The sequence below is a fragment of the Ruficoccus amylovorans genome, from assembly GCF_014230085.1.
Classification (GTDB): domain Bacteria; phylum Verrucomicrobiota; class Verrucomicrobiia; order Opitutales; family Cerasicoccaceae; genus Ruficoccus; species Ruficoccus amylovorans.
Genome location: NZ_JACHVB010000052.1, coordinates 39,614 through 51,748 on the forward strand (window position 1 = coordinate 39,614; position 12,135 = coordinate 51,748).

The window sequence follows — 12,135 nt, forward strand, 5'->3', positions numbered from 1 at the left end:
CTGACTGATGTTTAAAGTATCCGCCGGGGCAGCTATCGCATCGCTCCCGGGCCGAAGGCAGCAAGCCTCAAAAGATTGAAAACACCTCAAAACCTAGGCAACGATCCGCCGAAGACCAACCTTTATGGCGCAAGTAATCTCCAGGTTAATCGCCTCGCAACCATTCCCGCCCGTAAACAACAGAGTTCGAGCCCCATTAAAAGCGGTCCAGTTTTCAATACCGAAAATCTTCGCCGTGTTGCCAAACGTATCTTCGCAAAACAAAGATAAACGGTAAACCGACAATGGGCATTTTCTCCACCGCGCTCCGGTCTTGATGTTTCTTGTGGGCGCTTACGTCCAAACCGTTTTGGCTCATTGGCCCTAAGTTGTTTTTCAACCGAAAGAGGTCTATAATGGCAACCAAACTCCCCTCCGCTTTTTCCAAAACACGCTTGATTGAGCTCAAGTCAATTTACCGAGACGGCTTGCTCCATGACAGCTTGCCGTTTTGGTTCCCTCGTGCCGTGGACCCGGAATTTGGCGGCTATTTCACCTGCTTCGACCGCGATGGAAGTCGCCTCCAGGACGACAAGTCGGTCTGGTTTCAAGGACGCATGGCCTGGACGCTGGCCACGGCCTGGCTGGAGGTCGAACAGCGCCCCGAATGGCTGGAGTGGGCCCGCTCCGGGATCGATTTCATAGAGCGGTACTGCTTCGATACTGACCAGCGGATGTTCTTCTCCGTTACCCGCGACGGACTCCCCTTGCGCAAACGCCGCTACCAGTTCTCGGAGTGCTTCGCCATTATCGCCTTTTCCGCCTACAGTCGTGCGTCAGGACAAAGCCGCTACCAGGACCGCGCCCGGAAACTGCTGGCCGATGTCATCCATCGCCACCGCACGCCAGGCCTGCTCCCCCCAAAGGTGGACCCAGAGACCCGCCCCATGAAAGGGCTTGCCATGCCCATGATTCTGCTCTCCACCGCGCAGCAACTGCGCAAGCACTCCCCCGACCCGGCCTACACGCAAATCATCGACGAGTGTATTGAGGAAATTCGTACGGATTTCCTCAAGCCCGAGTTTCAGTGCGTACTCGAAACCGTCGCTGACGACGGCGGTTTCATCGATACCCTCGACGGGCGCTGCGTCAACCCCGGTCACTCCATTGAGGCCGGATGGTTCATCCTCGAAGAGGCCCGCCAGCGCGGGGGAGATTCCGAGCTGATCAAGCTGGGCTGCCGCCTCATCGACTGGTCGCTGGAAATCGGCTGGGACAACGAGCATGGGGGGTTGTTTTACTTTCGCGACGCGAAGGGCCTGCCGTGCACCGAATACTGGCATGACATGAAATTCTGGTGGCCACACAACGAAGCTATCATCGCCACGCTCCTGGCGGCTGAACTCACCGGCGAGGCCCGCTACGCCAACTGGCACAGTCGCATCCACGAATGGGCCTACGATCACTTCCCTGACAAGCAGCACGGCGAGTGGTTCGGCTACCTCCACCGCGACGGCAGCCTCTCGACTCCTGTCAAAGGAACCCCCTACAAGGGGGCCTTTCACGTCCCGCGCATGATGCTTCTGGGCTGGCAATCCGTTCAACGACAGCTAGACCGCATCGGCTAGCTGTGTTTGACAAAAAATCTCTTTTCAGGGCTGTATTTTCTCGGAGCAGAAAGAAGGCTCGCCCAATAAATGGCGGCCTGACCGGTCGTCCTGTCACGAGTGAGGTCGCCCCTCGCCGCGCAAGGGTGCGACAGTGCCGCAGGGCTCGTACTCGGCATCCACGAGCCAGACTTTTTCAGCAAAGCTACCTTCGTGAACCCGCTCCAGCGCGCGAAATGCCTGCTGGCCGATACGCCTGAAATCCAGTTTCATGATATCGAACGGACGTCCCCCCGGAGTCAGCCCCTGTCTGCTGGAGCACATGATAACCGACATATCCTCCGGCACACGAATCCCGGTCGCATCCAGACTTGGCTCCAATGCGGCGAGCCCATCGACCGTAGTCGCGAAAAGAGCAGTCACCCGGTCAGGATTTTGTTTATCCAGCAGCGACATCACGCTCTTGGCAGGCTTTCGCCTTTCCAGCGAGACCGTGAGTGGCGTGACCGTAACACGCCCCTGCCCGATCTCTCGCGCAGCCAGTTTGCAGCCGTGCAGTCGACCGCGGAAATAGTATGGCTCATCCTTTTCAGGCGGGACGAGGACGGCGATATGCCGATGCCCGGCTTCGATCAGGTGCTGCGCGGCACTGTAACCGAGGCCGACATTGTTAAAGTTAACCGACACCATACGCAACCGCTCGCAGTCATCAAAAGCCGTCACAACGGGAAGGCCCGCCTTGAGCAAGGGCTGAACAACCGGACTGACCGCAGTCGAAAGCAGCCTGCGCACGACGATCACCCCCTGCGGTCGAGCACGCTCGATGTCCCGTACCACGCGCTCACGCGTCTCATCCAGCCCATCATCGAAATAAAAATCCGCCGTGGCCCCTTCCGCTTCCATTTCCTCAAAGATGCCCGCACATACGGCCCGGGTCACCGACGGGAGGTGCCCCGGGATACCGTCGGGAGCCGGGTTATCCGTTTCCGGAGCAGAACAGTCCGACACCACAATGACCGCGATACGCCTCAAGCGGCTGTCGGGCTGCATCGAAGCACGGACCTTATTTTCCCACTGTGGTCGCCCCGGTAGCGGCTCGGCATGGGACTTCTTGATCCGCAGGAGGGCCTTACGCATGAAATGCTTTTCCAGATAGTGTCCGCTACGGCCACAGGCACTGAGAATCCCCCACTCCGCCAACAGCGACAGACTTTGAGTCGCTGTCGGACTCGATACCTTCCAGTGGTGCATGATTTCCCGGCGCGAGAGAAAACGCGTATCCGGATGGTAATTCCCGCTGGCGATTTCTATCAGCAGAGCAATAGCTAATCGTTCGGGCAAAGAGGGCTTTTTCATGGCGTAAACAGAACGAAACTAAATGGGGGTAAAGACTGCAGGCATCGTGCCAAGATTCACGACTGCGAGCACTTGCGCATTACCTGCAAACTGAATCGAAACAGCAGGCAAGCTGAGGGGTGAAAACCGGTCCAGTTTTACGTATTCTCCGCCGACTGTCAACCGGCATCAATCGTTGCGTAAAACCCATGAGTACTCGCGCAAATGCCTTGTCCGGGCAGCCTCTAATCCGAGTCAGGCAACGGGAATCGGGACCGGGTCATTCATAAAAATAATAAATTACATTGACATAATAAGTTAAACTTTTGACCATAGTCGCACACTATAGGTAGTTTCTGAGGCTCGCGTTAAGCCTCGTGTGGAAGTTGCCGTCCACTTTCGCTGTTCAGCCATGCAGGCTAACCGGGCCGGTTTATACGGCGAGAAACCTATCGGGCTCTGGCATTACCTCCGGCAATGCCACCCGATAATGACGCTTTTGCTTAAGCGTCGCTACAGTCAAATGATCTATCTACGCAGACACATACTCACTATCATGGTAACGTGCGTAGGCTTGGCCAATTCGCTTTTCGCGGCCGAACCTACCGTTGAGGAATTGCAGGAGCAAATCCGCCAGCTACAGATCCAGCTACAGGAGGCTCAGGCGCAGCTTGCCCAAAAACAGATAGCCGCCGATGCCAAACCGGTCGCTCCTCTTGACGAAGCAGCCATCCTTCAGGATGAGACGGGCAACCCCGCGCAAGTACAGGAGTCGCTGGAGGATGCCCCGGAAAAGGTGTTCTACATCTTCGATCCCAATGATTTCAAAGTCGGGCCGGTGACCGTCGGCGGAGCCATTCGCGCGAATTACATTTACGGCGACTACGTCGGCACCAATGGGCCCTCCCGTGGCAGCGACGGAGGCAACTTCGAACTCGACACCTTCCGCATCAATCTGGACCTCGATTACGAGGACTGGCTCATCGGCAAGCTGGAGTACCGCTGGTATGACGGCTACAGCTTCATGCATACGCTCTGGCTCGGTTACCGCTTCGAAGACGGCACGGAAATTCAGGCGGGCATCAACCGTATTCCATTCGGCCCCGGCCCTTATGGCATTTCCAACAGTTGGTTCTTCGACCAGCACTACTACATCGGTTTGTCAGACAATATGGATACAGGCGTAAAGCTCACGACCGAAGTCGGGGACTGGTCGCTCGATGCCGGTATCTATGCCTGCGGCGAAGGCAGTTGGCTCGGTCCCGACGGCCCCAACAACGCATACGCGGATTCCGCCCGATATTCCTACGACCCGGTCAAGGCGGCTTATGGCCGCGGCTACCAAAAGGACGGGCAACTGAACCTGCGTGGCATTTACCACACGCAGTATCTCGGGCTGGAGGCCGATCTCGGCGGCTCGGCCATGCTGGGGCACCTCAACGGCACCGGCGGCTATGAGGACGGCAGCATGTACGCGCTATCAGGCTTCGCCGTGCATCGTCTCGGGAACTGGACGCTTCAGGCCCAGCTCAGTTACTACAACTACAGCATTGATAAAAACGGCCTGGGTGACAACGAACTCATCCCGATGGGAGCCTATGCCTACGAGGAAGGTGTCGCGACCGAAGGTCTTGTGCCAGCCATTAGCCTGAGCTATTTTTACGAGGTCGATCAGCTCGAATGGCTGGATTCGGTCACGCCATATATCGAGTACAGTAATATCATCAAGTTCGGGCACGACGATGCCACGAATCAGCCCTTTAAAAACAGTGCGCTCGCCACGGTAGGCGCAGCCTGGGCTGCGGGACGCTGGTACATTTATACCGAAACAGCTTTCTCCGACGGAAATTACTTTGTCGGTGGCAATCCATACACCAACTTTGGTGCCAACCAGAACCAAACGTGGGAGTACAGAATTAACATTAATTTCGGTTATTATTTCTAATCTATAATCACAAGAAAATGCCACAAAAGCCTAAAAGTCCGATAAACTCTGGACTTTCACGGGCATACCACGGTACGACTTAAGGAGAGCATGAGTTTAATTGAGGTTAACAACCTGTACAAAATCTTCGGCCCACACCCTGCCGAGCGGGCTTTGCCGATGCTCAAAGAGGGTAAGGGCAAGAAGGAAATTTTAAAGAAAACAGGCTGTACGGTCGGGATCAACAATGCGTCTTTCACCGTTGAGGAGGGTGAGATATTCGTCGTGATGGGCCTGTCCGGGAGCGGCAAGTCCACCGTCATTCGCTGTCTGAATCGCTTGATCGAACCTACTTCCGGTGAGGTGAAAATTGATGGAGAGGACATCGTCGGCATGTCGAAAGACCGACTGCGCCATGTCCGCCGCAAGAAGCTCGGGATGGTCTTCCAGCGCTTTGGGTTGCTGCCGCATCGCAGCGTTATCGATAATGTCGCCTTCGGACTGGAAATCCAGAAAGTCCCCCGTGAAGAACGCTACCAAAGCGCGCTTCAAGCCATCGAAACCGTCGGTCTGAAGGGCTACGAGTACCAGATGACGGACGAACTCAGCGGCGGCATGCAGCAGCGCGTCGGCCTGGCCCGCGCCTTGGCCAACGACCCGAAAATCCTGCTCATGGACGAGGCGTTCTCCGCCCTCGATCCCCTCATTCGGGTTCAGCTCCAGGACGAGTTGCTGGAGTTGCAGGCCTCCATGCACAAGACGATTGTCTTTATCACGCATGACCTTGATGAGGCCCTCAAACTTGGCGGGCGCATCGCAATCATGAAGGATGGAGCGGTTGTGCAGATCGGCACGCCCGAGGACATTTTATCAAATCCGGCCGACGATTACGTCGCCGCGTTTGTGGAAAATGTCGATCGCTCCAAGGTCCTCACGGCCAGTTCCATCATGCGCCCCACCGATGTCATCTATGACACGGCCGGGCCGCATCAATGCGCCCGCCGCATGCGCCAGATCGGCTCATCTACGATGGTCGTGGTCAACCGCGACCGCCACTTCCTGGGCTACGTCAAGATCGACGACGTCATACATTTGTGCAAAAAAGTTCCCAGTGCGGAGGATGACCGCGACAAGTGGAATTTGCGCGCAATCATTCAGGAAGACATGCGCACGGCGGATGTTGACGATCTGATCGCGGACATGCTGGGAGATGCCTCAGCGCAGTCCCTGCCCATCGCCGTCATTGAGAAAAACAAACATTTTAAGGGGATTGTGACGCGTGCCGCCATCCTCGGAGCTATCGGGGGAGAGTCAGAGACATGAAGATACCAGTAGGTGAATTTTTCGAAAACATCGTTTATTTCCTCAAGCACCACCTGCAGGGCTTCTTCGATGCCATCAGCACGGCGGTTAAGGCCGTCATCGTGTTCCTTGAGAATATCTTTCTGCTAGAGTCGCATGTTTTCTATCCGTCCATTATTGTAGCACTGCTCTTTGGCCTTCTCATGGGCCTGGCCCTGCGCAAGAAGCTGCGGGCACGCTCGGCCGTCATCGTGGGGATATGTGCCTGCATCGGCATTGGCGGGATCGAGGCCTATCGGCTCAACACGCTCCATCAGCAACTCACAATCGCTCAAAGCGAAGCCATCCAGCAGGACATCGCCGGAATGGTGAAGAGTTTAGAAAACGCAGCTCCGGCAACAACTCAACCAGCCACCGACGCGATTCAGGACTTTTCAGCACAGGTCCAGCGCGGCAGCATGCTTGCCCGACAAACACGTGTAGCCGAACGTAGTCTGCGCGGCGTATCACCAGGCGACTATCAGGTCATTCTGGAAACACTCAGCAAGCTCAGAGCCCATGCCCAGGCGGAAGGGATGAGCGCAAAGCAACTATCTCCCCTCGACAAAAGCATCGAGTACTACGAAAGCTTTAGCCTCATCAAAGATGTCGAGCCCGCACAACGCATCCTGGCGTCACTGGATGAGCCTAAAGCGTGTATCGATATTTTAAATACACGCACCTACTCTCGCATCACCGGAAAAATGCGAGTCGCCGCCAATGTCTTTCCTGACGATGCGGTGCGGGCAGCGACTCAAAAGGCGCAGTCCTCGTTTGCGACGCTGGACCCGGTCCGACTGGTATGGCTGTCCAAGGCCCTGATCCTTGCCCTGCTCGCTTTGCTGGCCTATGTGGTCTCAGGCCTGGGCATGCTCGTCATGTGCCTGATCGGCTTTCTGCTCATCATGTCAATGGGCATGTGGGACCTGACGATGCTGACACTCGCCATGGTCGTTTCCGCAACCCTGTTTGCGCTCATCCTCGGAGTTCCTCTAGGTGTACTCGCCGCGCGCAGCAGATCTGCCGAAAAAGTCATCCGCCCGGTACTGGACTTTATGCAAACGCTTCCAGCTTTCGTGTATTTGATTCCGGCCGTATTCTTCTTCAGTCTCGGGGTCGTCCCTGGCGCCTTTGCCACGCTCATTTTCGCCATGCCGCCCGCGGTACGCTTTACGACGCTGGGCATCAGGCAAGTACCCGAGGAAGTCGTCGAAGCTGCGGACGCCTTTGGCGCCAACGACTGGCAGATGCTGGTCAAGGCCCAATTGCCGATTGCGATGCCGACCATTATGGCAGGCCTCAACCAGACCATCATGCTCTCACTGTCGATGGTGGTCATCGTCGGTATGATCGGGGCTGGCGGGCTGGGTGAAGCCGTCTTGAGCGGCATCCAGCAGATGGAGATGGGGTATGGCTTCGAGAGCGGGCTTTCCATCGTTATTCTCGCGATCTATCTCGACCGCCTCACTCAGGCTATGGGTAATAAGAAAAAGAGCTAACATTCCACCCTCTGTATTTTATGACAACGAACAGACGTAACACCGCCATCGCCTTCATGCTGGCAGCGGCAGCGCTCATCGTGAGTGGCTGCAAGGAAAAGACAACCACGAGCGCCAATGCCACAGACGACGCCAACACACAGCGGGCTCCTTTGAGTAACACGATCCAAATCGCCTACCCCAACTGGGCCGAAGGCATTGCCATGACTCATCTCGCCAAGGCTGTGATCGAGGATAAGCTCGGCTACGATGTGGAGCTGACCCAGGCTGATCCCGGCACGATTTATACCGCGCTGGCCAACAGCGGCCAGGACGTGATGATCGACGCCTGGCTCCCCAACACACACAAGTCCTACTGGGACAAGTATGGCGACAGCCTTGAGGACCTGGGGCCGGTCTTCGGATACGGAGTCACCGGGCTTGTCGTACCCAGCTATATGGATGTTAACTCCATCGAAGACCTTAACAATATTGCCGACCAATTGGACGGAAAGATTGTTGGCATTGGGACCGGCGCCGGTATTTATAAAAGTACGAACAAGGCGATCGATGCCTACGACTTGAAGCTTGAGCAAGTCGCCTCCTCAGGCCCGGCCATGACTGCCGCGCTCCAGCAGGCCATTGACAATGAAGAACCAATCGTGGTGACTGGCTGGAAACCGCACTGGATGTTTTCCCGTTTTGACCTCAAAGTCCTCAAGGACCCGCTAGGTGTCTATCCAATCGACGCGGTCAAAGTCGTCGCGCGCGAAAACTTCACCGCGGATTACCCGGACGTGGCGCAACTTTTCATTAACTATAGTCTGACCGAAGAGCAGCTTCTGGACCTGATGCAGGCGATCAACAGCGCCGATGCGGGCACCGACCCCGATGATGTTGCCCGTGACTGGATGGCTCGCAACAATCCACTCGTCGAGTCCTGGATCCCGAATTGACCTGCTTCCCGCAAGAAGCAACCCGGCTGGCCGACGTGTGTTTTCGAGGAAAAAATGCCGTCGGCCAGTTGTTGTTTGCCATTTGCTACAAGGTGGAACCGAGTCCGATGCAGCCGGCGGGGTTTAATCGGTGCTTGCCGCCTTTTACACAGAACAGACCATCCAGCCGGGGTAGCCACGGCTCATTGGCCCCCGGCGTGTACTGCGGTGAATTCAACTCCACTCCTTTGCGAACCGGGAGATAAGCGCCAAACAAGTAGGCGTGAATCGCCGAGAATCCAGGGTTCGTCAAATCCTGTAAGCTGATCTTCATCCCATGATTCAGCGCCCAGGCTGCCGACACCAAGGCGAAACTATGCCCTTTACAGGTCTTCAATGCCAATCCGCTCCAGCCTTGTTCCCTGGCTACCGGCAATAGCTCCAGGCTCGTCAATCCCTCATCGAGAAAGACCGGTTTACGCGCTCCCACCTTTTGCCAGTTAAAGGGGTGCTTAACGATGTCCCGCGCCGTAGGCTGTTCAATATAATCAAGTGCCGCGTATGCGTGCTCATCCGTGGCCTTCAGCCGCTCCAGGTAATCCAGCACCGCGTCCGCATCGGGATTACCTTCGTTACTGTCGATCGAGAGAACGGGAGAAGCAACACCCTGCCGCCGTGCGGCCTGATAGATCTGGGAGGTACGCAGCGCATCGGCTTCATTGTCTGTGCCCAATATCTTCACTTTGAAGCAACCGATACCATGACGGCCAACAGCCTGCCGCATCACGGCATCCAAATCGTCTTTTGCACTGACGATCCACCAGGCATCCAGCTCCGCTAACGGCTGGCGGAGTATCTGTCGGACGGCCTGGCAGACTCCCTCCGTAAACCAGTGGTCGGCGCTCGGAACCGCGCAAGGTTCGCAGTAAAAATCAAACGCACTCCTGCGCATCGCCTGCCCACTCGCATCGTGGATAGCGGCATCAAAGGGGCTGGCACAAACGGCTTTGGCCAGTAGCGGCATTTCTTCAAAAAAATCGAGGGCCGATATCCTCTCGTGCAATCTGAGGCCCAACTCCAGCGGATGCTCAGGCTCCCCTCCGCACGCATCAAACAAGCCGGCAGCGAGATGCTCGCAGAGCTCCCGCATCCGGCGCTCCTTTTGTCCACGGGCTTCAGTTCCGCCCGGCCACGCCCACAGGTCACTCAGGTAAATTGAGCCTCGTCCCTCCGCCTCTTCGGAACCAACGCACACACGTACGCGCACGCGGGCTTCAGTCGTTTGGGTGATTGTCCCGGAACTTATTTGTAGCGGCCGCAAGAACGGTTGCTCGATAAATTCGACGGACGCTTCAAGAATGCGAATCTTCATTTTTTTCAGAAGCTATTTGCTGTGCCTGCAACACCAGGCGTGTGGTCTTCAAAATATCCTCGGTGCTCAACGCGCCTTCACAGGTCTGGTCCTTGGCCGAGATTTCATCGAGAAAGTTCTGCAAGTAGTTACGCCCGGAGGCCGGGATCTCCGTCAGCGCGACGCGCTGTATCTCCTCGTCGGAATCAGTCGCCAAGCTGAGAGTCTTTGCTCCGTAGCTGGCCTCGGCCATACCCGACGTCCCATGCACCGTCAGCCTCCAGTATTGAGCGAGTGAGTATCCGCACCGATCTGGAGCCAGATAGGACAGGTCAGCGAAACAGGAAACTCCGTTCTCCAGCGTTCCGTACATCTGCGCACAATCGCAAAAGTGCGGAGCCTCTTTGGCCTTCGCGTTCCATTCACGCACGCTGATCATCCGCTCCCACGCCGATCCCGTCAGCCAGGGCAGCAGGTCAAACACATGCACACCGATATCGTTGACCGTTCCCCCGTGTTGATCACCGGCGAAGTACCAGCCCGCGCGCTGCCCATAAAGCAGGGGATGCTGCGCCAGGATCGTCACGGTCTGCACCGATCCGATCTTGCCGTCCCGGATGATTTCCCGCAGACCGCGAATGGCCGGAGCCTCCGTCAAGTCGAGCATGCAGCCCACGGAGAGCCCACCCGCCCGTGCCAGGCTGCTAATTTCCCCCAACTCTTCCAGCGAGGTACATAGCGGCTTGTCAGCAATCACATGACAGCCCGCCTTCAGAGCCCGGATCGCAAGTGCTCCCCGTCGGGCATAAGTATCGCCGATAGCCACCACATTGCAGCCGCTCTCTGATAGCAGAGTATCGAAATCCGAATACTCGAATGGAAGTCCGCACACTCGCTCAGCTGCCGCCCGGGCAGTGTCATCGGCTTCCCAGGCAGCCACAATCTGGCAGGCCGGATGGGCGCTGACGCGCTCAATGAGGCTAAAGATATGCGAGTGCCTCAATCCGGCAAAAGCGAATCGGTATTCGGTCGCCCTACCTTGAGAGCGTCCGCCTTGCATATCAACGTTCATGATAATTCCTCCACATTTTCCGCCTTGCCGGATCGGGCCGAGCGGTAGGCAGCTTCCACGACGGCAACGGCGGCCCCGGCTTCGTCTCCTTCGATGATAGAGTCTCTAGATGAGCCTCTCACCGCCTCACAGAAATCCGCAATTTGCTGCCGATGTCCTTCGCAGGAAATGGCAGCCGGGTCCGAGGATCCACCCCGGATTTCCCCGCCGAGATTACCCGCCCGGATCGCCTCGTCCTCCGGCTTCTCGTCCGCAAAACGCCAATCCTGAATCCGATCATCAACCAGAACCGCCGTCCCGCGATCCCCGGATATCTCCAACATAAAGTCCAGCCCCGGATAACAACTCGTCGCCGCAGTAATTGTACCGAGCGCGCCACTGGCGTAGCGCAGGTTTGCTGCCAGCGTATCTTCCACCTCGATTCCCGTATGCACGAGCTGACCGGACAAAGCAGAGACTTGAGTCACCTGCCCTCCCAGCCAAAGCAACAGGTCCACCGCGTGAATTCCCTGGTTCATCAGAGCGCCGCCGCCATCCAGGGACCACTTGCCACGCCACGCGGATGCCTCGTAGTAGGACGGCTCTCGCCACCACTTGATCCTCGCACTCAGGAAGGTAAGCCGACCGAACCGCCCTTGCTCAACCGCTCGACGGATCACTTGTGCCCCCACCCCACAACGCAGCGGAAGCAACCCGGCGAGAATCCGGTTTTGCTGGCTGGCCTCGGCAATCATGGAGCGTATGCGCCCCGACTGAATCTCAAGCGGTTTCTCACAGAGCACGTGTTTGCCCGCGCGCAACGCTGGAATAGCCCCCTCGGCATGAAGCCCACTCGGGGTGGCAATGAGTACCGCATCCACCGCAGCGTCCTGCCCGAGCAACGATTCCACCGAATCGCACAGTAGGACGTCATCGTCATTCGCCGCCGCGGCAGCCGAGTCGGAGTCGAGCAAACGGCACGCCGACACCGGATCCACCGAATAAATTGCAGCCAACTGTGCCTGCGGTATCCGTGCCAGCGCATCCACATGTACTTTGGCGATACCGCCGCTCCCGATCAGGCCAAACCGCACGGGCTTTGCACTTTCATTAGACATATAAATAACGTTTTAT

General features: G+C 56.9%; 9 protein-coding genes. 5 read left to right on the forward strand and 4 right to left on the reverse strand.

Annotated elements, in window-relative coordinates:
* Positions 1-395: 395 nt before the first annotated feature.
* Positions 396-1,607: an AGE family epimerase/isomerase gene (locus H5P28_RS15735; RefSeq protein ID WP_185676655.1), complete on the forward strand. Its 1,212-nt coding sequence runs from the start codon at positions 396-398 to the stop codon at positions 1,605-1,607.
* 93 nt (positions 1,608-1,700) lie between these two features.
* Here H5P28_RS15735 and H5P28_RS15740 read toward each other — a convergent pair whose 3' ends face one another.
* The gene (locus H5P28_RS15740) at positions 1,701-2,942 is read right to left on the reverse strand and encodes a substrate-binding domain-containing protein (RefSeq protein ID WP_185676656.1); all 1,242 of its coding nucleotides are present in this window, start codon (positions 2,940-2,942) and stop codon (positions 1,701-1,703) included.
* A 535-nt stretch (positions 2,943-3,477) separates the two neighbouring features.
* Here H5P28_RS15740 and H5P28_RS15745 point away from each other — a divergent pair.
* From H5P28_RS15745 to H5P28_RS15760, 4 genes are all read left to right on the forward strand, one after another.
* On the forward strand, positions 3,478-4,866 hold the full coding sequence (locus H5P28_RS15745; protein WP_221773452.1) for a hypothetical protein: 1,389 nt from the start codon (positions 3,478-3,480) through the stop codon (positions 4,864-4,866).
* Between the two features lie 90 nt (positions 4,867-4,956).
* The gene (locus tag H5P28_RS15750; RefSeq protein WP_185676658.1) at positions 4,957-6,168 is read left to right on the forward strand and encodes a quaternary amine ABC transporter ATP-binding protein; all 1,212 of its coding nucleotides are present in this window, start codon (positions 4,957-4,959) and stop codon (positions 6,166-6,168) included.
* Positions 6,169-6,890: 722 nt separating this feature from the next.
* The gene (locus H5P28_RS20035) at positions 6,891-7,685 is read left to right on the forward strand and encodes an ABC transporter permease (RefSeq protein ID WP_185676773.1); all 795 of its coding nucleotides are present in this window, start codon (positions 6,891-6,893) and stop codon (positions 7,683-7,685) included.
* 20 nt (positions 7,686-7,705) lie between these two features.
* Positions 7,706-8,620, forward strand: coding sequence for a glycine betaine ABC transporter substrate-binding protein (locus tag H5P28_RS15760; protein WP_221773454.1), 915 nt, complete (start codon positions 7,706-7,708; stop codon positions 8,618-8,620).
* A gap of 85 nt (positions 8,621-8,705) precedes the next feature.
* Here the strand turns inward: H5P28_RS15760 and H5P28_RS15765 are convergent, their stop codons facing one another.
* From H5P28_RS15765 to H5P28_RS15775, 3 genes are read right to left on the reverse strand one after another with little or no spacing between them, the layout of a single operon-like run.
* Positions 8,706-9,971, reverse strand: coding sequence for an enolase-like domain-containing protein (locus tag H5P28_RS15765; RefSeq protein WP_185676659.1), 1,266 nt, complete (start codon positions 9,969-9,971; stop codon positions 8,706-8,708).
* On the reverse strand, positions 9,952-11,022 hold the full coding sequence (locus H5P28_RS15770; protein ID WP_221773455.1) for a Gfo/Idh/MocA family protein: 1,071 nt from the start codon (positions 11,020-11,022) through the stop codon (positions 9,952-9,954). Before H5P28_RS15770 ends, H5P28_RS15765 begins: the two co-directional genes overlap by 20 nt.
* Positions 11,019-12,119, reverse strand: a complete 1,101-nt coding sequence (locus H5P28_RS15775) for a Gfo/Idh/MocA family protein (protein WP_185676660.1) — start codon at positions 12,117-12,119, stop codon at positions 11,019-11,021. The genes H5P28_RS15770 and H5P28_RS15775 overlap by 4 nt, the downstream gene beginning before the upstream one ends.
* Between the last annotated feature and the right edge of the window lie 16 nt (positions 12,120-12,135).